Annotated in this window: 19 protein-coding genes; 11 read left to right on the top strand and 8 right to left on the bottom strand. The window is 51.0% G+C overall.

The window, feature by feature from the left end:
* Entirely contained in the window at positions 1 to 1,569 is a 1,569-nt protein-coding gene (cydA, locus tag E6P06_RS11040) for a cytochrome ubiquinol oxidase subunit I (protein ID WP_003022965.1), read from the bottom strand.
* A gap of 1,217 nt (positions 1,570 to 2,786) precedes the next feature.
* Between cydA and glmS the strand changes: the two genes are divergently transcribed.
* The 10 genes from glmS to cobO all read left to right on the top strand — a co-directional run bounded on the left by glmS (position 2,787) and on the right by cobO (position 13,942).
* Complete coding sequence (gene glmS, locus E6P06_RS11035; protein WP_003022963.1) at positions 2,787 to 3,236, top strand: methylaspartate mutase subunit S; 450 nt, start codon at positions 2,787 to 2,789, stop codon at positions 3,234 to 3,236.
* A complete protein-coding gene (gene glmL / locus E6P06_RS11030) occupies positions 3,236 to 4,624 on the top strand; it encodes a methylaspartate mutase accessory protein GlmL (protein ID WP_044712644.1) in 1,389 nt (462 codons plus the stop codon). The genes glmS and glmL overlap by 1 nt, the downstream gene beginning before the upstream one ends.
* 18 nt (positions 4,625 to 4,642) lie before the next feature.
* Positions 4,643 to 6,088, top strand: coding sequence for a methylaspartate mutase subunit E (locus E6P06_RS11025; RefSeq protein ID WP_003022957.1), 1,446 nt, complete (start codon positions 4,643 to 4,645; stop codon positions 6,086 to 6,088).
* Complete coding sequence (locus E6P06_RS11020) at positions 6,088 to 7,329, top strand: methylaspartate ammonia-lyase (RefSeq protein WP_003022953.1); 1,242 nt, start codon at positions 6,088 to 6,090, stop codon at positions 7,327 to 7,329. Before E6P06_RS11025 ends, E6P06_RS11020 begins: the two co-directional genes overlap by 1 nt.
* 3 nt (positions 7,330 to 7,332) lie before the next feature.
* Positions 7,333 to 8,703, top strand: coding sequence for an acyclic terpene utilization AtuA family protein (locus E6P06_RS11015; RefSeq protein WP_003022951.1), 1,371 nt, complete (start codon positions 7,333 to 7,335; stop codon positions 8,701 to 8,703).
* Entirely contained in the window at positions 8,700 to 9,017 is a 318-nt protein-coding gene (locus E6P06_RS11010) for a DUF4387 domain-containing protein (RefSeq protein ID WP_008320068.1), read from the top strand. The genes E6P06_RS11015 and E6P06_RS11010 overlap by 4 nt, the downstream gene beginning before the upstream one ends.
* A gap of 168 nt (positions 9,018 to 9,185) precedes the next feature.
* A complete protein-coding gene (locus tag E6P06_RS11005; protein ID WP_003022946.1) occupies positions 9,186 to 10,490 on the top strand; it encodes a dicarboxylate/amino acid:cation symporter in 1,305 nt (434 codons plus the stop codon).
* A gap of 125 nt (positions 10,491 to 10,615) precedes the next feature.
* The gene (glsA, locus tag E6P06_RS11000; protein ID WP_003022944.1) at positions 10,616 to 11,617 is read left to right on the top strand and encodes a glutaminase A; all 1,002 of its coding nucleotides are present in this window, start codon (positions 10,616 to 10,618) and stop codon (positions 11,615 to 11,617) included.
* 60 nt (positions 11,618 to 11,677) lie between these two features.
* On the top strand, positions 11,678 to 13,330 hold the full coding sequence (locus E6P06_RS10995) for a class I fumarate hydratase (RefSeq protein WP_121571539.1): 1,653 nt from the start codon (positions 11,678 to 11,680) through the stop codon (positions 13,328 to 13,330).
* 9 nt (positions 13,331 to 13,339) lie between these two features.
* The gene (gene cobO / locus E6P06_RS10990) at positions 13,340 to 13,942 is read left to right on the top strand and encodes a cob(I)yrinic acid a,c-diamide adenosyltransferase (RefSeq protein WP_003847316.1); all 603 of its coding nucleotides are present in this window, start codon (positions 13,340 to 13,342) and stop codon (positions 13,940 to 13,942) included.
* An 82-nt stretch (positions 13,943 to 14,024) separates the two neighbouring features.
* Here the strand turns inward: cobO and E6P06_RS10985 are convergent, their stop codons facing one another.
* Complete coding sequence (locus E6P06_RS10985; protein ID WP_003022936.1) at positions 14,025 to 14,927, bottom strand: LysR substrate-binding domain-containing protein; 903 nt, start codon at positions 14,925 to 14,927, stop codon at positions 14,025 to 14,027.
* 405 nt (positions 14,928 to 15,332) lie between these two features.
* On the opposite strand from E6P06_RS10985, the gene cobA reads away from it, so the two are divergent.
* Positions 15,333 to 16,121, top strand: coding sequence for a uroporphyrinogen-III C-methyltransferase (gene cobA / locus E6P06_RS10980; RefSeq protein WP_139935229.1), 789 nt, complete (start codon positions 15,333 to 15,335; stop codon positions 16,119 to 16,121).
* Here the strand turns inward: cobA and E6P06_RS10975 are convergent.
* The 6 genes from E6P06_RS10975 to sdhB form a co-directional block, all read right to left on the bottom strand.
* Positions 16,100 to 16,990 (bottom strand): PocR ligand-binding domain-containing protein, encoded by an 891-nt coding sequence (locus E6P06_RS10975; RefSeq protein WP_049014667.1) that lies wholly within the window; start codon positions 16,988 to 16,990, stop codon positions 16,100 to 16,102. The two genes, cobA and E6P06_RS10975, sit on opposite strands and share 22 nt — an antisense overlap.
* Before the next feature lie 225 nt (positions 16,991 to 17,215).
* A complete protein-coding gene (gene sucD, locus E6P06_RS10970) occupies positions 17,216 to 18,085 on the bottom strand; it encodes a succinate--CoA ligase subunit alpha (RefSeq protein ID WP_003022929.1) in 870 nt (289 codons plus the stop codon).
* The gene (gene sucC, locus E6P06_RS10965; protein WP_003022927.1) at positions 18,085 to 19,251 is read right to left on the bottom strand and encodes an ADP-forming succinate--CoA ligase subunit beta; all 1,167 of its coding nucleotides are present in this window, start codon (positions 19,249 to 19,251) and stop codon (positions 18,085 to 18,087) included. The genes sucD and sucC overlap by 1 nt, the downstream gene beginning before the upstream one ends.
* Positions 19,252 to 19,341: 90 nt before the next feature.
* Positions 19,342 to 20,565, bottom strand: a complete 1,224-nt coding sequence (gene odhB / locus E6P06_RS10960) for a 2-oxoglutarate dehydrogenase complex dihydrolipoyllysine-residue succinyltransferase (protein ID WP_003022925.1) — start codon at positions 20,563 to 20,565, stop codon at positions 19,342 to 19,344.
* 14 nt (positions 20,566 to 20,579) lie between these two features.
* The gene (gene sucA, locus E6P06_RS10955; RefSeq protein ID WP_003022923.1) at positions 20,580 to 23,381 is read right to left on the bottom strand and encodes a 2-oxoglutarate dehydrogenase E1 component; all 2,802 of its coding nucleotides are present in this window, start codon (positions 23,379 to 23,381) and stop codon (positions 20,580 to 20,582) included.
* Between the two features lie 403 nt (positions 23,382 to 23,784).
* Positions 23,785 to 24,501, bottom strand: coding sequence for a succinate dehydrogenase iron-sulfur subunit SdhB (gene sdhB / locus E6P06_RS10950; RefSeq protein ID WP_003022921.1), 717 nt, complete (start codon positions 24,499 to 24,501; stop codon positions 23,785 to 23,787).
* Positions 24,502 to 24,514 lie beyond the last annotated feature (13 nt).

The following is a 24,514-nucleotide window of genomic DNA, read 5'->3' as shown; positions in this document are numbered from 1 at the left end:
TTAGCGTGCCGGCTGAGAAGTCACAGTGGACTGCTCGTAGTGATAACGACCGGTTTTCAGGCTACTCGGCCCAAGGCGTGCGAACTTGAACATCAGATAAAGTTCAGCCACCAGGAACAGGGTATACAGGCCGCAAATCAACAGCATCGAGAAGATGAGGTCGCCAGCAGTCAGCGAAGAGTTCGCTACGGCTGTCGGTAACACTTCACCAATCGCCCACGGTTGACGACCGTACTCTGCGACAAACCAACCGGATTCAATAGCAATCCACGGCAGAGGAATCGCGTACAGCGCTGTGCGCAGTAGCCATTTTTTCTCACCGATACGGTTACGAAGCACAGTCCAGAAGGACACCGCGATAATTGCCAGCATCAGAATGCCGCATGCCACCATGATACGGAAAGCGAAGTACAGCGGCGCAACGCGAGGGATAGAATCTTTCGTTGCCTGCTGAATTTGCGCTTCGGTCGCGTCGGTGACGTTATCCGTATAGCGTTTCAGCAGCAGACCATAACCCAGGTCTTTCTTCATGCTGTTGAACTGGTCGCGAACGGCCTGGTCGGTAGTACCAGCACGCAGTTCTTCCAGCAACTGATACGCTTTCATCCCGTTACGGATACGCTCTTCGTGCTGCACCATCAGGTCTTTCAGACCAATGACCGGTGTATCAACAGAGCGGGTGGCGATGATGCCCAGCGCATAAGGAATTTGAATCGCAAAATGGTTTTCCTGCGCATCCTGGTCCGGAATACCGAACAGCGTAAAGGAAGCCGGTGCAGGCTGAGTTTCCCATTCTGCTTCAATCGCTGCGAGTTTGGTTTTCTGCACGTCGCCCATTTCGTAACCAGATTCATCACCCAGAACGATAACAGACAGAATGGCAGCCATACCAAAGCTGGCCGCGATGGCAAAAGAACGTTTAGCAAACGCGAAGTCACGACCGCGCAGCATATAGTAGGAGCTGATACCCAGAACGAACATCGCGCCGCATACATAACCAGATGCCACAGTGTGAACAAATTTCACCTGTGCTACCGGGTTGAGCACCAGTTCAGAGAAGCTCAGCATCTCCATACGCATGGTTTCGAAGTTGAAATCCGCTGCGATTGGGTTCTGCATCCAGCCGTTCGCAACCAGAATCCACAGCGCGGACAGGTTAGAACCCAGGGCCACCAGCCAGGTGACACACATATGCTGGACTTTACCCAAACGGTCCCAGCCGAAGAAGAACAGACCTACAAAGGTGGATTCGAGGAAGAAGGCCATCAAACCTTCGATCGCCAGTGGCGCACCGAAAATATCCCCTACATAGTGGGAGTAGTAAGACCAGTTAGTCCCGAACTGGAACTCCATGGTCAGACCGGTAGCCACACCCAGAGCGAAGTTGATACCAAACAACTTGCCCCAGAACTTGGTCATATCTTTATAAATCTGTTTGCCGGAAAGGACGTAGACCGTTTCCATAATGGCCAGCAAGAACGCCATACCGAGCGTCAGTGGCACAAACAGGAAGTGGTACATCGCGGTCAAGGCAAACTGTAAGCGCGACAGTTCGACTATATCTAACATCATGACTCCTTGCTCATCGCATGAAGACTCCGAGAGTGAACCCCGTTAGAAAGGGTCACACGCATGCCCCAATACAAATTTATCTGCTTCCTTACGCCGCTACTCTTTCTTCTCTTGTGAAGAAAGGACAATGGAGAAAGGTTACAAACATGTTAATAAAACACTCAAATTGATCCCGCAATTATATTACGCCGTAAAATCCTTACAATAAACAGGTTTTTATCGAGACAAATTTGCATTTTTCGATAGTGATCAATTTATAGCTAATTTACCACTTTCAGACCAATTTGATCTGCAGCAATTTAACCTCTTTTGATGCTGTTTTCCAAGTTTTAAACATTGATTTAAATCAATTTTCAAATTTAATGTTAATAGTGTTTAACACTCGCATGACTAGTGAATGCGATGTTAACAACATGTTTTTCAATGAGTAATTGCCGTTACTACAAATGATAGGATATTTATTTAAATGTACACGATCTTTTAACCAGCCCGGCTGACAAAATTGATAGCAGATAAAGAATCACTAATGCTAGGTAGCTCACAGTTTTTTGTTTAGCAAGTCATGGACTTGTTATTTCATACAAATTATTCATTTAAATTTTACTTATAATTAACACCGAGATGTAACTATCTCAGCTGGAAGAGAAAACGTTCCACATTGACCGATGCATTGCGTTTGGTGTTCTGCGAGAGAACGCTGGCGTTTCGCTTAAATCATCACTGAAAGTTATCTTTAACGCCCACTCTGCACTTATGTGGCAAAGATTAAATATGCCACAAACATTTCATTATCATTTTTATCCTAAAATTAACAAAAATGAATTGTGACATATAAGATTAAAAAATAAAAAACCGTTACGTCGTTCACAAGTTAATTAGTAATTGTGATTTTTGAAATTATTAAAAACACGACATAAATGGCGCGCATAACAAAATAAGATTTCGATCACAAACATGGCAAGTAATTTATTACCCATTTTTCTAATAAATTAAAACCGGCCAAGAAAATATGATACATCCTACTGATTATAAAGAAATTTTATAACAACCAAATATAACAATCATTTTTCTCAGGATATTTTGAAAATAGATCAATTGCTTCCTTTTTCGCTTCCACAGAAACTCCAACCCTATTAAGAGGTTGTCACAATCCATGTTCTAAATATTAGAAAATAATTTCACTTATTGACCATCAGCCCTACAGAGGATTACCCATGAAGAAATCTACACTTGTTATTGGCGTCATCGGTGCTGACTGCCATGCAGTAGGTAATAAAGTTCTGGATCGCGTTTTTACCGCTCATGATTTTCACGTAATCAACCTTGGGGTGATGGTGAGCCAGGATGAATATATTGATGCTGCGATTGAAACAGGCGCCGATGCCATCGTGGTGTCCTCTATCTACGGTCATGGCGACATTGATTGCCTCGGATTACGTGAGCGCTGCATCGAACGCGGCCTTGGCGACATTCTGCTGTACGTCGGCGGCAACCTGGTCGTCGGTAAACATGACTTCGCCGATGTGGAAGTGAAGTTTAAAGAGATGGGCTTTAACCGGGTCTTCGCCCCCAGTCACGATCTGGAAGATGTTTGCGCGCTTATCACTAATGATATTCACCAACACAATGGCCTCGAACAGCGTTGCCTGGAAGAGGCCATCTGATGCAAACAGTTTCTGTCGATATCGGCTCGACATGGACCAAGGCAGCCCTCTTCGCCCATGAAGGCGAGGATTTAACCCTGATAAACCATGTCCTGACCCCAACCACCACACATCATCTGGCAGACGGTTTTTTTGCCAGCCTGAATCAGGTGCTGAATGTTGCCGATGCTCGCCCGTTACTGAAAAGTGGTGAAGTGCAGTTGAAATACTCCTCCTCAGCGAAAGGTGGGCTTGCCGTTGCAGCAATGGGGCTGGTGCCTTCCATTACGTTGGAATCGGCAAAAGTTACCGCCCATTCGGCAGGAGCGAAAATCGCGCAATATTATTCGTACAAGCTGAACCGTCATGACATCCAGGAGCTGGAGTCATCCCCTCCAGATATTCTGCTGTTTACCGGCGGTACAGACGGTGGCGAAGAAAGTTACGGCCTGGCGAATGCGCATGCGCTGGCAGGCTCAAAGCTTGATTGCGCCATTATCTACGCCGGAAACCGGGACATTCAGGACGAAATACAAACGATTCTGGGACATAAGGATTTGACCACGGTAGACAACATTCTGCCTGACCTCGATCACCCGAATCCGTTTGCCGCACGCCAGGCGATTTGTGATGTGTTCTTGTCACGTATTGTCAAAGGCAAAGGTCTGGACGTCATTGTTGGCGAAACAGGCGAAGAGCCAATGCCGACGCCATGGACGGTCTATGAGTTAGTCAAAGCCATTAGCGATTACGACAGCGCATGGAAGGAATTCATGCTGATTGATATGGGCGGAGCCACCACGGATGTCTATTCGGCCAGCGCGAATACCCTCTCCCCCGATACCGTCCTGCATGGTGTTCCTGAACCGTTCGTCAAACGTACAGTAGAAGGCGACCTGGGCATGCGCGTTTCCGCCGTCGTGGTGGGAGAAAGCACGCAGGATATGGTGAAAGTCATCTTCGCCCAACAACCACAGCGCGAGGAAGCGTTTTATCGCTACCTGCGCCATCTGGTAGGGCAACCGGATTACCTGCCACTCAGTGAGGAAGAGAAATATTTCGACACCCTGCTGGCAGGTTTATGCGTGGGCTATGCCGCTGAGCGCCACGCGGGCACTAAAAAGCAGGTTTGCACCTGCGTGGGTAACGTGGATTTACAGATGGGTCGCGATCTCACCACCGTACGCAAAGTCGTCGGTTCAGGGGGATGGCTCTCTCGCGCCAGCCAGTTCGATATCCATAACTGGCTCAAATACCGGGAGCTGGACGACCAGGGGAAAAGAATTCTGTTACCGAATCAGTTTGAGTATTACCGCGATTCAAATGGCCTGCTCCCGCTTCTGGCAAACGTCGCCAGGCTGTACCCGCAAGCCGCTGCTCGCACCAGCATTCAGTGTTTAACCCTATAAAACTTAAGGCAGCTACGAATGGAACTTCGAAATAAAAAATTGACCCATGACGAATTCATGACCGAAAGGCATCAGGTATTACAAACCTGGGAAACCGGCAAAGACGTTGAGAACTTCGAAGATGGCGTGAAGTACCAGCAATCAATTCCAGATAAAAAACGCTTCTCCCTTGCCCTGCTGAAAGCCGATCAGGAAGGTAAAACCCTGAGCCAGCCGCGTGCAGGCGTAGCATTAATGGATGAGCATATTGCGCTGCTCAAAACATTGCAGGAAGAGTGCGACCTCCTGCCGAGTACTATCGATGCCTATACCCGTCTGAACCGCTATGAAGAAGCCGCTGTCGGGATCCAGAAATCCATCGAAGCAGGTACTTCCAAGCTGAATGGTTTACCAGTCGTCAATCACGGGGTTGCTGCCTGCCGCCGGATGACTGAATCGCTGGAAAAACCGATCCAGGTTCGCCACGGTACGCCGGATGCGCGCCTGCTGGCAGAAATCGCCATGGCCAGTGGCTTCACCAGCTACGAAGGCGGCGGTATCTCCTACAACATCCCTTACGCCAAACGCGTCACCCTGGAAAAATCCATTCGCGACTGGCAGTACTGCGACCGTCTGATGGGTCTGTACGAAGAGAACGGCATTCGCATCAACCGTGAGCCGTTTGGCCCGCTGACCGGTACCCTGATCCCGCCGTTTATGTCCCACTCGGTGGCGATTATTGAAGGTCTGCTGGCGCTGGAACAAGGCGTGAAATCCATTACCGTCGGCTACGGCCAGGTCGGTAGCCTGACGCAGGATATCGCCGCTATTCAGGCGCTGCGTGAACTGTCCCACGAATACTTCCATAACCATGGCTTCGACGATTACGAACTGAGCACCGTTTTCCACCAGTGGATGGGCGGATTCCCGGAAGATGAAGCGAAAGCCTTCTCCGTTATCGCCTGGGGTGCAGCGGTTGCTGGTATGTCGGGTGCCACAAAAGTGATCACCAAAAGCCCGCACGAAGCGTTCGGTATCCCAACTGCGGCAGCTAACGCCCAGGGTCTGAAAGCGTCACGCCAGATGCTCAACATGGTCAGCGACCAGAAATTCCCGCAGTGCGCTGCCGTGGAGCAGGAAGTTGACCTGATTAAGAGCGAAGTCCGCGCGGTGTTGAAGAAAGTCTTCGAACTGGGCAATGGCGACATTGCGCGCGGTACGGTGCTGGCCTTTGAAGCTGGCGTGCTGGATGTACCTTTCGCTCCTGCCGCCTGTAACGCCGGTAAGATCCTGCCTGTTCGCGATAACACAGGCGCAATCCGTATTCTTGAAGCCGGTGCCGTGCCGCTGCCGAAAGATATTCTCGCCCTGCACCACGACTATGTCGCAGAGCGCGCACATTTTGAAGGCCGCAAGCCTTCTTTCCAGATGGTCATTGATGACATCAACGCCGTATCCCACAGTAAATTAATAGGAAGACCATAATGAAAATCAAAAAGGCCCTTTTCACCGCTGGCTACTCCTCATTTTATTTTGACGATCAGCAGGCCATCAAAAATGGCGCCGGTCATGACGGGTTTATCTACACCGGCGATCCGGTCACGCCTGGATTTACCTCTGTTCGTCAGGCGGGTGAATGTGTTTCCGTACAACTGATTCTGGAAAACGGCGCGGTAGCTGTGGGCGATTGCGCAGCGGTGCAATATTCAGGTGCAGGCGGTCGTGACCCGCTGTTCCTGGCTGAAAACTTCATTCCGTTCCTCAACGACCACATCAAGCCGTTGCTGGAAGGTCGTGACGTTGATTCGTTCCTGACCAACGCCCGTTTCTTTGATGAATTGCGTATTGACGGCCATCTGCTGCATACCGCCGTACGTTATGGTCTGTCTCAGGCACTGCTCGACGCGGCGGCATTGGCTACCGGTCGTCTGAAAGCCGAAGTGGTTTGTGATGAATGGCAACTGCCATGCGTTCCGGAAGCCATTCCGTTATTTGGTCAGAGCGGCGACGACCGTTATATCGCCGTCGACAAGATGATCCTCAAAGGTGTGGATGTCCTGCCGCATGCCCTGATCAATAACGTTGAAGAGAAGCTGGGCTTTAAAGGTGAAAAACTGCGTGAGTACGTCCGCTGGTTGTCTAACCGCATCCTGAGCCTGCGCACCAACGAAAGCTATCACCCGACACTGCATATTGATGTCTACGGCACCATTGGTCTGATCTTCGATATGGATCCAGTGCGTTGCGCCGAATACATCGCCAGCCTGGAAGCCGAAGCTCAAGGTCTACCGCTGTACATTGAAGGCCCGGTTGATGCCGGTAACAAGCCGGATCAGATCCGCATGTTAACTGAGATCACTCAGGAGCTGACTCGTCTGGGTTCCGGCGTGAAAATCGTTGCGGATGAATGGTGTAACACCTATCAGGACATCGTGGACTTCACCGACGCGGGCAGCTGCCACATGGTGCAGATTAAAACCCCGGATCTGGGCGGTATTCACAACATCGTTGATGCAGTGCTGTATTGCAACAAACACGGAATGGAAGCCTATCAGGGCGGTACCTGTAACGAAACGGAAATCAGTGCTCGTACCTGCGTACACGTCGCGCTGGCCGCGCGTCCAATGCGCATGCTGATCAAACCGGGTATGGGTTTCGATGAAGGTCTCAACATCGTGTTTAACGAAATGAACCGCACCATCGCGCTGTTGCAAACTAAGGATTAAGAGATGGCACGCACATTTAAGATCTTATCGCCTACGGCTATCCTGGGTTATGGCTTCCCGGAAGAAAGTTTTCGTAAAGCCATGGAAGAGTCACCGGATCTTATTGCTGTTGACGCAGGTTCCTCCGATCCTGGCCCCCACTACCTGGGGGCAGGTAAACCCTTTACTGACAGGGCCGGTGTGAAACGCGATCTGCGCTATATGATTGTGGCAGGCGTTAAGAACAACATCCCGGTAGTGATCGGCACAGCCGGTGGTTCTGGCGCAGCTCCGCATCTGGAGTGGTGTCGCCAAATAATCCATGAGATCGCGCAGGAAGAAAAACTGTCTTTCTCAATGGCGCTAATTCCGTCTGATGTCGACAAAGAAATCGTTCATCAGGCACTGGATAACGGCAAAATCACCGCGCTCGATTTTGTGCCTGAACTGACTCACGAGGCCATTGAAGAGAGCACCTACATTGTCGCGCAGATGGGCGTCGAGCCTTTCCAGCGTGCGCTGAAAGCCGGTGCACAGGTGGTCCTGGGCGGACGAGCCTACGATCCGGCCTGCTTCGCCGCGCTGCCGATTATGCAGGGCTTTGATGAAGGTCTGGCGCTTCATTGCGGTAAGATCCTTGAGTGTGCTGCCATTGCCGCCACCCCTGGCTCCGGCTCCGATTGTGCGATGGGGATTATCGACGACAACGGCTTTACGCTGAAGGCGTTCAATCCCAAGCGTAAGTTCACTGAAACTTCTGCTGCGGCGCACACCCTGTACGAGAAGTCAGATCCTTACTTCCTGCCAGGGCCAGGCGGTGTGCTGAACCTGAAAGCATGCACTTTCACCCAGGTTAACGAGGGTGAAGTGTATGTCAGCGGTTCACGCCATGAAGAAACACCGTATGCGTTGAAACTGGAAGGTGCACGCCAGGTTGGCTTCCGTTGCCTGACCATCGCCGGAACACGCGACCCGATTATGATTGCCGGGATTGACACGATTCTTGAAGAGGTACAGGCAAGCGTTGCACGTAACCTCTCCCTGAATGACGACAGTATCCGCATGACGTTCCACTTGTACGGTAAGAACGGTGTGATGGGCAACCATGAGCCGATGAAAACAGCGGGCCATGAACTGGGAATTTTACTGGATGTCGTTGCGCCGACGCAGGACATCGCCAACAGCGTTTGCTCGCTGGTGCGCTCTACCCTGCTGCACTACGGCTATGAAAATCGCATTGCGACTGCGGGCAACCTCGCCTTCCCGTTCTCGCCATCTGATATTCAGAGTGGACCGGTGTATGAGTTCTCGATCTATCACCTGATTGAAGCGAGCGATGCGCTGCGTTTTGATTTCCACATTGAACAGGTGACGCCAGAAGGAGTTCAGGCATGAAACACTCAATTTGTTCACTGGCACAAGTTATTCGCTCGAAAAACGCCGGACCGTACGAACTGGTTTTAGATATTTTATTTAAAACCCGGGAAGATTATCAGCGCGTAAAACGCTCAGAGCAATTAACACCGCAGCTTATTGCCGGTTTATATAACGTTAAACCTGACTTTATTCACAATATTGTATGGTTCGATCCGGCGAATGCCGTAAAAATCGTCATGCCGCGCGATATTATTTCCGGTAACGTCGGTGACAATGATGTTTATGGTGCACAGCAACACGCACCATTATTAAGTATTGAGTTCGACTTGTAACAAAAAACACAATAACAACCATTGGGGCACAGAATTCAGCTGTATCACAGTGCTTCGAATTATTCATGCGGTTGGTCACAACAGGCGTGCGTCTAAGCTGCTGTCCAGGCTCAGGCGCACGCCACCCTACACAATTCCAATTACCAACCTTTATCCGATGGAGTACACATGAAGAAAATAAGTTTAACGAAGATGATCATATTAGGCCTGATACTCGGCATGATTGCCGGGGTGGCCATAAATAATATGGCCGCGGCTGAAACAGCAAAATCTTATGCAGCAGACATTTCCATTTTTACCACTATATTCTTACGTATGGTGAAAATGATTATCGCACCATTGGTTATTTCAACTCTGGTTGTGGGTATTGCCAAAATGGGCGATGCCAAAACGCTGGGACGTATATTTTCGAAAACCTTCTTCCTGTTTATTTGCGCGTCATTGCTGTCAATCGCGCTGGGTCTGGTTATCGTAAATATCTTCCAGCCAGGCGCAGGTATCAACTTTGTGCCACATGATGTCGGCGCTGTTGCCGCCGTTAAGTCAGAGCCATTCACGCTGAAAGTGTTCATCTCACACGCGGTACCGACCAGTATTGTCGATGCGATGGCGCGTAACGAAATTCTGCAGATCGTCGTGTTCTCAATCTTCCTTGGTTGCAGCCTCGCTGCGATTGGTGAAAAAGCCGACCCTATTGTGAAAGTGCTGGATTCACTGGTGCACGTGATGCTGAAGCTGACGGGTTACGTCATGCTGTTTGCGCCACTGACCGTTTTTGCCGCTATTTCAGGTCTGATTGCCGAACGTGGTCTGGGTGTGATGGTTAGCGCCGGGATCTTCATGGGTGAGTTCTACCTGACGCTGGGTATGCTGTGGGCGATCCTGATTGGCCTGTCTACTATGATCGTCGGGCCTTGCATCGCACGGTTAACTAAATCAATCCTCGAACCCGCTCTGCTGGCCTTTACCACTTCAAGCTCTGAAGCCGCCTTCCCGGGTACGCTGGACAAGCTGGAAAAATTCGGTGTTTCTTCAAAAATCGCCAGCTTCGTTCTGCCTATCGGTTACTCCTTTAACCTGGTCGGCTCCATGGCTTATTGCTCCTTTGCCACTGTCTTTATTGCTCAGGCGTGCAACATCGAACTGAGCATGGGCGAGCAAATTACCATGCTGTTAATTCTGATGCTGACTTCTAAAGGGATGGCGGGTGTACCGCGTGCCTCGATGGTCGTTATCGCCGCTACCCTGAACCAGTTCAACATTCCGGAAGCGGGTTTGATCCTTCTGATGGGCGTCGATCCGTTCCTCGATATGGGTCGTTCCGCTACCAACGTCATGAGTAACGCCATGGGCGCTGCCATTGTGGGCCGTTGGGAAGGCGAACACTTCGGCCAGGGTTGCCGTGGAACTGCGCCAGTGAAGTCACCGGAACAGGAACGCCCGGTTACCGAAACGGAAGTCGCTTTGTCCTGATACTACGTTATTGCCGGATGGCGCTTGCGCTTATCCGGCCTACATAACGTTTAACTATCCGTAGGCCGGATTAGGCGGTACGCCGCCATCCGGCATCAAGATGAGCACACCAACAGGAACGCACAATGAATAAAACAATTATCGGCGTGAGTCTCTTTTCTTTCAGCGTCTTGTTTAGCGCAACCACATTCGCGCAAACCACGCCCGACTACGCCAAGCTGATAGAACAGGCTCATCAGAAGTACAAAAGTAATAACGATGGAAAAGTCGCCGACTACATCCCTGCTCTGGCGACCTATAGCCCGAAAAATTTTGCCATCACCATTGCGACGGTGGACGGCAAGATCTACCAGGTTGGCGATGTTAACAAACCTTTCCCAATGGAATCCCTGAGTAAAGTGTTCACCATGGCGCTCGCCATGGAGCAGCACGGTCCACAGGTAGTGCTGGATAAACTTGGCGCCAATGCCACCGGCATGCCGTTCAACTCAGGTTTGGCCGTTGAACTGACCAAAGGCGCGCCTGAAAACCCACTGGTAAACGCCGGGGCCATGAGCACCGTTAGCCTGATTGAAGCCAAAGACAAAACCGATCGTTGGAACAAAATCCTCGACAACCTGAACGTCTGGGCCGACGCCACTCTCACCGTAAACGAACCGGTTTTCAAATCTGAAATGGAAACCAACCAGCACAATCAGGCGCTGGCCAAACTGATGGAATCCTATAACAGCTTCTATGGCAACACTGACGAAGCCGTTGAAATTTATACCCGCCAGTGCTCGGTGGATATCACCGTTGAGCAACTGGCCAAAATGGGTGCCGTACTGGCGAACAAAGGCAAATCTCCGTTCAACGGCAAACAGTTGCTGAATGAGAAATATGTTCCACAGGTACTGGCAGAAATGGCAATTGCCGGACTGTACGACGGCAGCGGTAAATGGCTGTACACCGTTGGCATTCCGGCGAAAAGCGGCGTCGGCGGCGGCATGGTTGCCGTCGTCCCAGGCGAATATGCGATTGCGGTCTATTCTCCGCCGCTTGATGAAGCCGGAAACAGCGTTCGTGCCCAAAAAACTATCGAATATGTCGCCGAAGCGACAAAAGCCAACGTCTTTTTAGCCAAATAACTTTACGCCGGATGGCACATTGCTTATCCGGCAAACAATACGAAGAGGTGAGAAGTAAACATGTCTAAACCATTTGTCTGGCAGGAACTCTTTGTTCAGAGTAAAGATAGTACCGAATATGAATTACTCAGTAACCAGCACGTTACGGTAACGGAGTTAGACGGACAGGAAGTTATCAAGGTTGCACCGGAAGCGTTAACCTTGTTAGCACAGCAGGCGTTTTATGAGGCTTCATTTTTCCTGCGCGCCGGACATTTAAAACAGATTGCCAGCATTTTGCACGACCCACAGGCCAGCGGTAACGATAAGTACGTCGCATTGCAACTGCTGCGCAATGCAGAGGTTTCAGCTAAAGGTGTACTGCCTAACTGCCAGGACACCGGGACGGCAACCATTGTGGCCTGCAAAGGACAACATGTCTGGACAGGCGGCGATGACGCCGAAGCCTTAAGCAAAGGCGTGTATACCACCTTCACCGAAAACAATCTGCGTTACTCGCAAAATGCCCCGCTGGACATGTATACCGAGGTCAATACTCAGACAAACCTGCCGGCACAAATCGACATCAGCGCCACGCCGGGCAATGAATATAAATTCCTGTTCGTCAACAAAGGCGGCGGTTCTGCCAATAAGGCGGCGTTATTCCAGGAAACCAAATCCATTCTGCAGCCGGAAAAGCTCACCGCGTTCCTGATCGAAAAAATGAAATCACTGGGTACAGCCGCTTGCCCGCCGTATCACATCGCTTTTGTGGTTGGGGGCTTATCCGCCGACCAGACGCTGAAAGTCGCCAAACTGGCTTCAACCAAATATTACGATAATCTGCCCACCAGCGGGAACGAGCTGGGCCAGGCGTTCCGTGATACGGCGCTGGAAGCCGAGTTGCTCAATGCCAGCCGTGAGTTTGGCATCGGGGCGCAGTTTGGCGGTAAATACTTTGCCCACGATATTCGCGTAATTCGCTTACCGCGCCACGGCGGCTCCTGCCCAATCGCGATGGCCCTCTCCTGCTCTGCCGACCGCAACATTAAAGCCAAAATTAATAAACACGGTATCTGGCTGGAAAAACTCGAGCATAATCCGGGCAAATTTATCCCCGATTCTCACCGGGTAGAAAACGGCGCCCAGACCGTACAACTGGATCTGAACCGTCCGCTGCACGAGATCCTGCATGATCTCTCCGCCTTGCCCATTGGTACACGTCTGTCGTTAAGCGGCCCGATTGTTGTGGCTCGCGATATCGCTCACGCGAACATCAAAGCGCGACTGGATAACGGTGAACCGATGCCGGAATACATGAAAAAGCATATCGTTTACTATGCTGGTCCAGCCAAAACCCCGGAAAATCAGGCCTGTGGCTCAATGGGACCCACCACCGGCGGGCGCATGGATGGGTATGTCGATGCTTTCCAGGCACAAGGCGGCAGCCTCATTATGCTCACCAAGGGTAACCGCAGCCAGCAGGTCACTGATGCCTGTCACAAACACGGTGGATTTAGCCTCGGCAGCATTGGCGGTGCCGCCGCCCTACTGGCGCAACAGTACGTGAAGAGTCTGCAGTGTCTTGAATATCCAGAACTGGGAATGGAAGCGGTGTGGATGATGGAAGTTAAAAATATGCCCGCCTTCGTATTAGTGGATGACAAAGGTAATAACTTCTTCAGCCAGTTCGAGCAGCAGCATCGCTGCGCAACTTGCCCGGCAGGGCATTAAGGAGTTTCCATGGAAGCGCGCGCCAATAACGACAGACACCGTCAGCGTCAGCAGAAGCTAAAAGAGCAGGTTGATACCCGCGTAGCGGCTGCAACGGAGAAGAAAGGGATCCTGATTGTCTTCACCGGCAACGGAAAAGGAAAATCCACCGCAGCCTTTGGCACGGCAACGCGCGCAGTGGGTCACGGAAAAACCGTTGGCATCGCGCAGTTTATTAAAGGTCAGTGGGATAATGGTGAGTACAACACACTGCAACCGCTCGGCGTCGAATTCCATATTATGGGTACCGGATTTACCTGGGAAACCCAAAATCGGCAAGCAGATATCGAAGCGGCAACGGTTGTCTGGCAGGAAAGTAAGCGCATGCTGGCTGATGCGCATTACGATCTAGTGGTGCTGGATGAACTCACCTACATGCTGGCTTACCACTATCTGGATACGCAAGAGGTTATCAACGCCATCGAAAATCGTCCTGCCGGTCAGAGCGTTATCGTCACAGGACGCGGATGCCATACGCTGTTACTGGAACTGGCCGATACGGTCAGTGAAATACGCCCGGTCAAACACGCGTTTGACCGCGGTATTCAGGCACAGATTGGGATCGACTGGTAGCCGTTCTTTTGCCGGATAACGATGCTAACGCGTCTTATCCGGCCTACCCATCGTTGTAGGCCTGATAAGACATAAGCCACCCTCAGGCAGCCGATACTACGGACTTACTGAGCAACCAGTTGCGGAAAATCTGTAAATGCTCGGATTCCGATTTTTCTTCACGCCATGTCATAATAAATCGATTCCCGGTACGCATCGGAACATCGCAAGGAATGACCATATCGCCACTGTCCAGATCGTGCTGAATGGCAAAACGCGGGAGCAGCGCAACGCCCAGATTAGAGCGGACCGCCGCGATCAGCATCGATAACAAATCAAATCTCGGACCTTTATTCACCAACGGACTGCTGACATCTGACAGCGCAAACCATTCCTGCCACCCTTTGATGCGCGTGCTTTGGTGCAATAGCGGGAATTCGTTTAGTAATTCGTTTACCGCCAGTTTTCGTTCCGGTTCGGCCAGCAAACAGCGACTGCATACCGGCAGAATCTCCTCTTCAAACAGGTACTCAACCCCTGACCATGGCGAATAAAAGTCTTCGCGCATGATTGCCGCGTCATACTCTCGATTGAGAAAATCACCAATATTCGCCAGGGAATGAATGTTCACGATAATATCAGGATTAAGTTTGTTAAATTCACGCAGGTTTGGGATCAGCCAGTGCGTGCTGAACGTCGGATTCACCGCCAGCTCAATAACCTGTACCGTCGGCTGCCAGGTCATTATCGTCGTCGTATCTCGTTCAAGCTTATTTAACGTTTCTTTAACGATGCTTAAATAGTGTTTGCCCGCCGCATTTAAAAAAATGCGTTTTTTGGCGTGATTAAATAGCGCGGTATTGAGAAAATCCTCCAGTGCATTTACCTGGCGGAAAACAGCACTTTGTGTTAAAGCCAGCTCTTCAGCTGCCCGGGTATAACTTTCGTGACGCGCAACCACTTCAAAAGTTACCAGCAACTCCGTCTTGGGTATTTTTCCTCTCATAACCTCTTCCATTTGCAGCGTACAAAAATAGTTTAATTTATAAAAAATAATTCAAGACACCCAGATAAGCATCGAGAGTTATATTTTATTTTATCCATTGATGTCATTGATCCAATCCATGATTTACTCACACTGATGACGGGTAAATATTAACCAATAATACTTAAGGGAAACAATAAACACAATTTAAATAAGGTTAAACTTAAGCAAATAGTGCCAATAAGTTCTTAATAATTTTTCAAGTCATCTTGTTTATTGCAGAAAAAACTTTGCGAGATTAATCAATATTATCAATGCGATAATTTTGGATAATTTCACGTTATAACTTACGGGCAAACGACTGCTTTTTATCATTCCTTGATGTAGTTTCTGCCTTTTTTTGTTAGACGTGATAAAGGACACAATGTGAAAACTTTCGGAAAGGTCTGGCTCGTTGGGGCAGGTCCCGGTGATATTTCATTACTTACCCTCAAAGCAATGATGTGCATTAAACAGGCTGATGTCATTATTTACGATCGGCTGGTCAATCCTAAAATTTTGGAATGGGCATTACCAGATTGCCTGCTTATCAATGTCGGCAAAAACCCAGGCTTCCATTGTGTACCCCAGGATGAAATCAATGCGCTGCTTGTCCAGTATGCCCAAACTCACAATAATATTGTACGCCTGAAAGGTGGCGATCCGTATGTTTTTGGACGCGGGGCTGAAGAAGTTGAGGATCTCGTCGAGACGGGCATCCCATTTGAAGTGGTGCCGGGTATCAGCTCAACCATTGGTGGCCTGACCTATGCCGGGATTCCGGTAACACACCGCGATTTCGCCTCGGGGTTTCACGTAGTTACCGGCCATACACGGGAGGGCAACCAACAGCAGGACTGGCGTCAACTGGCAAAACTGAATGGTACGCTGGTTATCGTCATGGGCATCGCCAATCTGGCGTTTATCTGTGAGGAATTATTGATGGGTGGAAAATCAGCAGATACGCCTGCAGCGCTAATTATGTCTGCCACCCGCGATAATCAGCGCCGACTGACCTGTACGCTCGGTTCACTACTGAGCAAGGCGCAGGAAGCTAACATCCTTCCCCCTGCACTGATAGTGATTGGTGATGTGGTAACCCTGAGCGATCGGCTCTCTTTTATCCCTGAAGCCTTCAAGCTGCCAGAAAACCTTTACTGTGAGAGTCTGGCATGACGAAAAGACTGGGGCGACGTTTGATGCGCCGCCCGGAAAACGCGGCAAAAGTAGCTGGTTTGTGCGTATTGGAGTTTCCGGGCAATGCTGTCTATGGAATGAACGGGATCGTGCAATAACTCTCCCGCTTTTTGCATTTTTTTCTGATTCACCCAGGTTTTAAAGTTAACGCCCTGCCGTTTCTTAAAAAAACGGCTGAAATAGTTTGCGCTTAAGCAGACGTGAGCTGCTACGGATTCAAGGGATAATTCACCATACAAATTCTCATCGATATAACGCAACGCTGCCAGTAGCTTTTTCTCGTGTCGGGAAGGTTCTGTAAAATAATGACGCATGTAACTGGTCGCTGGGATAACAATCTCATCAGATTGTTGTTCTGTCTCAAAATTATCAATAATAAAATTCAATAAATTTGCTGATGCCACCAGCGTATTATTATCGACTACCGCCACCTTACTCCATTCAGTTTTTATTTTTGGTTCATCCATCCATGAGTATTCATTATCAATAATGATAGTTTTATATTCCTGATATTTTGCCCGCACCTGCCCACAGAGCATAAAACCGTACAGATTCCCCTCGCGAATTAATGGCATAGAAAACAGACTTAGCCCCGCATGACAGCTGAGTATTCTGGGTTTAAGGTGTTTTAATCCTTCAAAAGCACAATACTTGTCACACTTTTGACAACTCACACAATAGCGTTCATCCGCCCGCATTAATGTGCAGAACGAATTAAAATTATGACAATCCGAGAGAATTTTTCCGGTAACATCAACCACGACGGTGGCTAATCCAGTCGCACTGGAAAATACCTTTGCTATTGAGAAAAAACGTTGTAGGTAATCATCCTGAATTTTCAACGACACGGTATCCTCCGGCATTAATCAAATTAAAGCCGGTAATATGCAGAATTTAATCAAGAGAAAGAATGATGTTCACCGCAAAAAATAATCTTATTTATGCAGATGATTATGAGTAATTTGCAAGATTCAGATAACTAAAAATAAAAAAAGGCCATCATCAGATGGCCAACCATGTCGAAACGGGACCAGCCCTTGACTACGCAGAGAGTCAGGGCTGTTTTTTATTTATTACTTAATAACGGTTTTCAGCGCTTCGCCGATATCGGCCAGGCTACGAACAGTTTTCACGCCTGCAGCTTCCAGCGCAGCGAATTTCTCATCCGCCGTACCTTTCCCACCTGCGATGATCGCACCCGCGTGACCCATACGCTTACCTTTCGGCGCAGTCACACCCGCGATGTAACCCACAACCGGCTTGGTTACATGATCTTTAATGTATGCCGCCGCTTCTTCTTCCGCGCTACCGCCGATCTCACCGATCATGACGATCGCTTCAGTCTGCGGATCTTCCTGGAACAGCTTCAGGATGTCGATGAAGTTAGAACCTGGGATCGGGTCGCCACCAATGCCCACACAGGTGGACTGGCCGAAACCGTAGTCGGTAGTCTGCTTAACCGCTTCATAGGTCAGGGTACCTGAACGGGAAACGATACCCACTTTACCCGGCTTGTGAATGTGGCCCGGCATGATGCCGATTTTGCACTCGCCCGGGGTAATAACACCTGGGCAGTTAGGGCCGATCATGCGCACGCCAGCTTCATCCAGCTTCACTTTCACGGTCAGCATATCCAGCGTCGGGATGCCTTCGGTGATGGTGATAATCAGTTTGATACCAGCATCAATCGCTTCCAGTATGGAGTCTTTGCAGAACGGTGCCGGAACGTAGATAACGGTGGCGGTAGCGCCCGTCGCTTCTACAGCTTCACGCACGGTGTTGAACACCGGCAGGCCCAGGTGCGTGGTGCCGCCTTTGCCCGGCGTAACGCCGCCAACCATCTGCGTACCGTAAGCAATCGCTTGTTCGGAGTGGAATGTCCCCTGGCTACCGGTGAAGCCCTGGCAGATAACCTTGGTATCTTTATTAATTAAAACTGACATTATTTCCCCTCCACTGCGGCAACAACCTGCTGAGCTGCATCCGTCAGACTTTTCGCTGCAATAATATTCAGGCCACTATCAGCCAGTTTTTTCGCGCCGAGTTCAGCGTTATTACCTTCCAGACGTACCACGACCGGAACGTTTACACCTACTTCTGCTACCGCGCCGATGATACCGTCGGCGATCAGGTCGCAACGTACGATACCGCCGAAGATGTTAACCAGTACGGCTTTAACATTGTCATCAGAGAGGATAATTTTGAACGCTTCGGTTACACGCTCTTTGGTCGCACCGCCACCAACGTCAAGGAAGTTAGCCGGTTCGCCGCCGTGCAGCTTAACGATGTCCATGGTGCCCATTGCCAGGCCCGCACCGTTAACCATACAACCGATGTTGCCGTCGAGCGCAACGTAGTTCAGTTCCCACTGCGCAGCCTGCGCTTCACGCGGATCTTCCTGAGACTGGTCGCGCATTTCGCGCAGGTCAGCCTGGCGGAACAGCGCGTTGCCGTCAGCGCCCAGTTTGCCGTCGAGGCAGATCAGGTCACCCTGTTTGGTGACAACCAGCGGGTTGATTTCGATCAGCGCCAGGTCGCGCTCCAGGAAGATAGTCGCCAGACCCATGAAGATCTTGGTGAACTGCTGAACCTGTTTACCTTCCAGACCCAGTTTGAACGCCAGCTCGCGCCCCTGGTAAGGCATCGGGCCTGCCAGCGGATCGAGCGCCACTTTGTGGATCAGGTGCGGGGTTTCTTCCGCTACTTTTTCGATTTCCACGCCACCTTCGGTAGAGGCCATGAAGACCACGCGACGGGAGCTACGGTCAACAACTGCGCCGAGGTAAAGTTCTTTACCAATGTCGGTCGCGGCTTCAACCAGAATCTGATTTACCGGTTGGCCATGAGCGTCTGTCTGGTAAGTCACCAGACGTTTACCCAGCCAGTGTTCAGCAAAAGCGCGAATGTCTTCTTTGCTGTTCACAACCTTCACACCGCCCGCTTTACCGCGGCCACCAGCGTGAACCTGACATTTCACTACCCACGGGCCAGCGCCGATTTTTGAAGCGGCTTCTTCTGCTTCACGCGGAGTAGTACAGGCATAACCCACCGGTGCCGGTAAGCCATAGCGGGCAAAAAGTTGTTTTGCCTGATATTCATGTAAGTTCATGTGTTCTGTCCATCCTTCAGGTAATCGTTATCTTTTACCCGTAGGTCTGATAGGCATCCAGACCTACGGGGCAGGTGATACTCTTATTAACTACACGTCCAGCAGCAGACGCGTTGGATCTTCCAGCAACTCTTTAATGGTTACCAGGAAGCCTACTGACTCACGACCATCGATCAGACGGTGGTCATAAGACAGCGCCAGATACATCATCGGCAGGATTTCAACCTTGCCGTCTACCGCCATCGGACGATCTTTGATGGCATGCATACCCAGGATGGCACTCTGCGGTGGGTTGATGATCGGCGTGGACATCAGGGAACCGAACACGCCACCGTTAGTGATGGTGAAGTTACCGCCCGTCAGATCTTCAACTGTCAACTTGCCGTCGCGACCTTTAACTGCCAGTTCTTTAATGTTCTTCTCGATGTCTGCCATACCCAGCAGATCCACATCACGCAGGACCGGCGTGACCAGGCCACGCGGCGTGGAGACCGCCATGCTGACATCAAAGTAGTTGTGATAAACCACGTCATCGCCGTCGATGGACGCGTTCACTTCCGGATAGCGTTTCAGCGCTTCAACAACCGCTTTCACGTAGAAAGACATAAAGCCCAGACGGATACCGTGGCGTTTCTCGAACGCATCACCGTATTGCTTACGCAGGTCCATGATTGGCTTCATGTTGACTTCGTTGAAGGTGGTCAGCATGGCGGTGGAATTTTTCGCTTCCAGCAGACGCTCGGCTACGCGTTTGCGCAGACGGGTCATCGGAACACGTTTTTCGCCACGCGCGCCCAGTTGAGCCTGTGGTGCAGGTGCTGCTGCCGGCGCTTTTGCTTCGGCTTTCGCAGCCGGGGCTTTCGCCAGATGTTTTTCAACATCTTCACGCGTGATACGACCGCCGACACCGGTGCCATTGATAGCGCTGGCTTCAAGGTTATGCTCACCCAGCAGGCGACGGATCGCCGGGCTCAGGGCATCGTTGTTCTGCTCAGCAAGAGACGCCTGCTGGCGCTGTGCCGGAGTAGAATCTTTCTCTTCAGACTTAGCGCTGGTTTCTTTACCGGTGCTGTTGCCTTCACGCAGGCGACCAAGGATCTGGCGAGAAGTGACGGTTGTCCCTTCATCTTCCAGAACCGCATCAAGAATACCGTCCGCTGATGCCGGTACTTCCAGTACCACTTTGTCAGTTTCGATTTCTACCAGTACTTCATCACGACGTACTGCATCGCCCGGTTTTTTGTGCCAGGTTGCAACCGTTGCATCCGCTACGGATTCAGGCAGGTCGGGAACAAGAATATCTACGCTACTCATTATTTATCCTTTATTTAATCGACGTTCAGCGCGTCATTTACCAGATCTTGTTGCTGCTTCTGGTGAACGGACATATACCCTACTGCCGGAGAGGCAGAGGCCGGGCGACCTGCATAACGCAGAGCTGACCCAAATGGAATTACTTCACGGAAATGATGCTGGCTGCAGTACCATGCGCCCTGGTTGAGCGGCTCTTCCTGGCACCAGACAAAATCATGTACATGAGCAAACGGTTTCAGCGCTTCCTGCACCGCTTTATGCGGGAACGGATAGAGCTGTTCGATGCGCACAATGGCAACATCTTTTTGGTCGTTCTTGCGGCGTTGCTCCAGCAGGTCGTAATAAACCTTACCAGAACACATCACGACACGCTTCACGCCTTTCGGATCAAGTTCATCGACTTCGCCAATGGCTGGCAGGAAGGTGCCATTTGCCAGTTCGTCCAGCGTAGACACCGCCAGCGGATGACGCAGCAGCGACTTCGGTGACATCACCACCAGCGGACGGCGCATACCGCGCAGCGCCTGACGACGCAGCATATGGTAAACCTGTGCCGGGGTGGACGGGACGCAAACCTGCATGTTTTGCTCAGCGCAAAGTTGCAGATAACGTTCCAGACGCGCGGAGGAGTGCTCCGGACCCTGACCTTCGTAGCCGTGCGGCAGCAGCATCACCAGACCGCACATACGGCCCCATTTCTGCTCGCCGGAAGAGATGAACTGGTCGATAACCACCTGCGCACCGTTGGCGAAGTCGCCGAACTGCGCTTCCCAGATGGTCAGCGTGCGCGGTTCTGCCGTGGCATAACCATACTCGAACGCCAGTACCGCTTCTTCAGACAGCACGGAGTCCCATACGCGGAACGTGCCCTGGCCGTTATGCACATGCTGCAGCGGCGTGTAGGTTGAACCGTTCGCCTGATTATGAATGACCGCGTGACGGTGGAAGAAGGTTCCGCGACCGGAGTCTTCACCCGACAGACGAACCGGAATGCCTTCGTCCACCAGCGTGGCGTAAGCCAGATTCTCTGCCCCACCCCAGTCGAATAGCTTCTCGCCTGCGGCCATGGCCTGACGGTCGCCGTAAATTTTGGCAACACGCGACTGCATTTCAACGGCTTCAGGCACGGTGCTGATGCGTTTTGCCAGCTCCTGCAGACGCTTCATCTCAACCTTGTTCGGGTAGCTTTCGTCCCACTCGTGGTTGAGGTACGGCGACCAGGTGAAGGAGTGCATGTTCATTGGACGCCACTCTTTCACCACGCATTCACCAGCATCCAGCGCATCACGGTACAGATTGACCATTTCGGTCGCATCTTCCAGCGTGGCGACTTTGTCCGCTTCCAGCTTGTCAGCGTAGATTTTACGCGGGGTCGGGTGCTTTTTGATTTTCTGATACATCAGCGGCTGGGTTGCGCTCGGCTCGTCGGCTTCGTTGTGGCCGTGACGGCGGTAGCACACCAGATCGATGAACACATCACGTTTGAAGGTATTACGGAAGTCCAGCGCCAGACGCGTCACGAAAGCGACCGCTTCCGGGTCATCCGCGTTAACGTGGAAGATTGGCGCCTGAACCATCTTACCGATGTCGGTGCAGTACGGAGTAGAACGCGCATCCAACGGGTTAGAGGTAGTAAAGCCCACCTGGTTGTTGATGACGATGCGAACGGTACCGCCCACTTCGTAACCACGCGCTTTCGACATGTTCAGGGTTTCCTGAACCACGCCCTGCCCGGTTACCGCCGCATCGCCGTGGATGGTGATTGGCAGTACTTTGTTGCTGCTCGGCTCGTCCAGACGATCCAGACGTGCACGTACGGAGCCGATAACCACCGGGCTAACGATTTCCAGGTGCGACGGGTTAAACGCCAGCGCCAGGTGTACCAGACCGCCTTCGGTTTCGATATCAGACGAGAAGCCCATGTGGTACTTCACGTCGCCAGTACCGAGGTGTTCTTTATGTTTGCCCGCAAATTCGTCGAACAGTTCCTGCGGGCGTTTGCCCAGTACGTTAACCAGAACGTTCAGACGACCACGGTGCGCCATGCCCAGTACCACTTCACGGGTACCGCTGTTACCTGCGTGGCGGATCATCTCTTTGAGCATTGGGATTAACGCATCACCGCCTTCCAGCGAGAAGCGTTTCGCGCCCGGGAACTTCGCGCCCAGATAACGTTCCAGACCTTCAGCTGCGGTCAGTTCGCTCAGGAAGCGTTTTTTCTCTTCGCTACTGAATGCGGCGCGGCCAGACTCGATGCGCTGTTGAAGCCAGCGTTTTTCTTCGGTGCTGGTGATGTGCATATACTCGGCGCCAATCGGGCCGCAGTAGGTTTGTTTCAGCGCAACAACCAGGTCGCTCAGCTTCATGGTGTCTTTGCCGCCGGCAAAAGAACCTACGTTAAAGCTTTCCTGGAAATCCGCATCGGTCAGATCGTGGAAAGACGGGTCCAGATCGGCCACATTTTCTTGCTGCCACAGTCCCAGCGGATCAAGATTCGCATGCTGATGACCGCGGAAACGGTAGGCGTTAATGAGCTGCAGGACTTTAACCTGCTTCACATTGGCATCAGGGTCGGAGATAGAAGAAGAGTAACGTGGAGTAATCAACGCCTGCCGACGGAAATAATCACGTGTTTTTGAGTGGAGTTGATCCGGTTTGACTCCGGTACCAGGTAACTGCTGGAACGTCGAACGCCAGTTAGCATCTACCGAGTCAGGGTCGGTTAAGAAGTCTTCATAGAGCTGTTCTATCCAGCTCTGGTTAGAACCAGAGAGGTAAGAAGAGTCCAACCAGGCTTTCAAAGCGCTGTTCTGCATCGTGATCCCTTAAGCATCTTTTCTGCTTATTTAATACTCTAAATAGATCGCGTTTCAGGAAGGTGGCAAGCTTGCGAATCCCTGGGAGCTTACATCCAGTAAGTGACCAGGGTGAGCAAGTGCAGCCAACGCACATGCAACGTGAACTATGACGAGTATTTCGCCGTGGATACTACCACGCACACCGATGTGCGTGCCGGGGTTCACTTGTTGCGGACTGTCGTGTCATCTGCGTCCGCTAAGGAACCTTTAAAAACTGTCTAATAATCTTCGCTGTTCAGGCTACGACTGCGTTGCGGTCTTGTCTCGCTCTGAACATCTCGATTATTACTACTCATATGGCAGTTTTTAGAGGTTTCCTGTACTACCGGGGAATCACTTCCCCGGCAACGACTACAAAAACTTACGCACTACGTTTGAGCAGCATCGACTTAATATGGCCGATGGCGCGCGTCGGGTTCAGTCCTTTAGGACATACGCTGACGCAGTTCATGATGCTATGACAGCGGAATACGCTGAAAGCGTCACTTAAACCTTCCAGGCGGCTGTCGGTCTCGGTATCGCGGCTATCAATTAAGAAGCGATACGCGGCCAGCAGGCCTGCCGGGCCAATAAACTTGTCCGGATTCCACCAGAATGATGGGCAGGACGTTGAGCAGCATGCACACAAAATACATTCATACAGCCCATCGAGCTTCTCACGCTGCTCAGGCATTTGTAAATGCTCACGAGCCGGCGGATTTTTCCCATTATTCAACAAGTAAGGCTTAATCTTCTCATACTGTGCGTAGAATTGCCCCATGTCTACCACCAAATCGCGCACAACCGGTAAACCCGGCAGCGGGCGAATGACAATTTTCTTGCCCGGCTGATTCAGCGCAGAAATAGGTGTGATACAGGCCAGTCCATTTTTGCCGTTCATATTCAGACCGTCGGAGCCGCAGACCCCTTCACGGCAGGAGCGGCGGAACGACAGAGACGGATCTTTTTCTTTCAGCTGCATCAATGCATCCAGCAGCATCATGTCGCGCCCTTCTTCCGCCTCCAGGGTGTAATCCTGCATACGCGGAGCGTCGTCAACATCCGGGTTATAGCGATAAACTGAAAACTCGAGTTTCATTGTCCTGTCTCCG

This window comes from Citrobacter sp. CF971, from assembly GCF_006385635.1.
Lineage (GTDB): Bacteria > Pseudomonadota > Gammaproteobacteria > Enterobacterales > Enterobacteriaceae > Citrobacter > Citrobacter freundii.
This window is presented reverse-complemented; position numbering and strand designations above follow the sequence as displayed.

What these genes read in the sequence shown, in the direction of transcription:
- cydA (WP_003022965.1), bottom strand. Translation starts at nt 1,569, where the DNA reads ATGTTAGATATAGTCGAACTGTCGCGCTTACAGTTTGCCTTGACCGCG.
- glmS (WP_003022963.1), top strand. Translation starts at nt 2,787, where the DNA reads ATGAAGAAATCTACACTTGTTATTGGCGTCATCGGTGCTGACTGCCAT.
- glmL (WP_044712644.1), top strand. Translation starts at nt 3,236, where the DNA reads ATGCAAACAGTTTCTGTCGATATCGGCTCGACATGGACCAAGGCAGCC.
- E6P06_RS11025 (WP_003022957.1), top strand. Translation starts at nt 4,643, where the DNA reads ATGGAACTTCGAAATAAAAAATTGACCCATGACGAATTCATGACCGAA.
- E6P06_RS11020 (WP_003022953.1), top strand. Translation starts at nt 6,088, where the DNA reads ATGAAAATCAAAAAGGCCCTTTTCACCGCTGGCTACTCCTCATTTTAT.
- E6P06_RS11015 (WP_003022951.1), top strand. Translation starts at nt 7,333, where the DNA reads ATGGCACGCACATTTAAGATCTTATCGCCTACGGCTATCCTGGGTTAT.
- E6P06_RS11010 (WP_008320068.1), top strand. Translation starts at nt 8,700, where the DNA reads ATGAAACACTCAATTTGTTCACTGGCACAAGTTATTCGCTCGAAAAAC.
- E6P06_RS11005 (WP_003022946.1), top strand. Translation starts at nt 9,186, where the DNA reads ATGAAGAAAATAAGTTTAACGAAGATGATCATATTAGGCCTGATACTC.
- glsA (WP_003022944.1), top strand. Translation starts at nt 10,616, where the DNA reads ATGAATAAAACAATTATCGGCGTGAGTCTCTTTTCTTTCAGCGTCTTG.
- E6P06_RS10995 (WP_121571539.1), top strand. Translation starts at nt 11,678, where the DNA reads ATGTCTAAACCATTTGTCTGGCAGGAACTCTTTGTTCAGAGTAAAGAT.
- cobO (WP_003847316.1), top strand. Translation starts at nt 13,340, where the DNA reads ATGGAAGCGCGCGCCAATAACGACAGACACCGTCAGCGTCAGCAGAAG.
- E6P06_RS10985 (WP_003022936.1), bottom strand. Translation starts at nt 14,927, where the DNA reads ATGAGAGGAAAAATACCCAAGACGGAGTTGCTGGTAACTTTTGAAGTG.
- sucD (WP_003022929.1), bottom strand. Translation starts at nt 18,085, where the DNA reads ATGTCAGTTTTAATTAATAAAGATACCAAGGTTATCTGCCAGGGCTTC.
- sucC (WP_003022927.1), bottom strand. Translation starts at nt 19,251, where the DNA reads ATGAACTTACATGAATATCAGGCAAAACAACTTTTTGCCCGCTATGGC.
- odhB (WP_003022925.1), bottom strand. Translation starts at nt 20,565, where the DNA reads ATGAGTAGCGTAGATATTCTTGTTCCCGACCTGCCTGAATCCGTAGCG.
- sucA (WP_003022923.1), bottom strand. Translation starts at nt 23,381, where the DNA reads ATGCAGAACAGCGCTTTGAAAGCCTGGTTGGACTCTTCTTACCTCTCT.
- sdhB (WP_003022921.1), bottom strand. Translation starts at nt 24,501, where the DNA reads ATGAAACTCGAGTTTTCAGTTTATCGCTATAACCCGGATGTTGACGAC.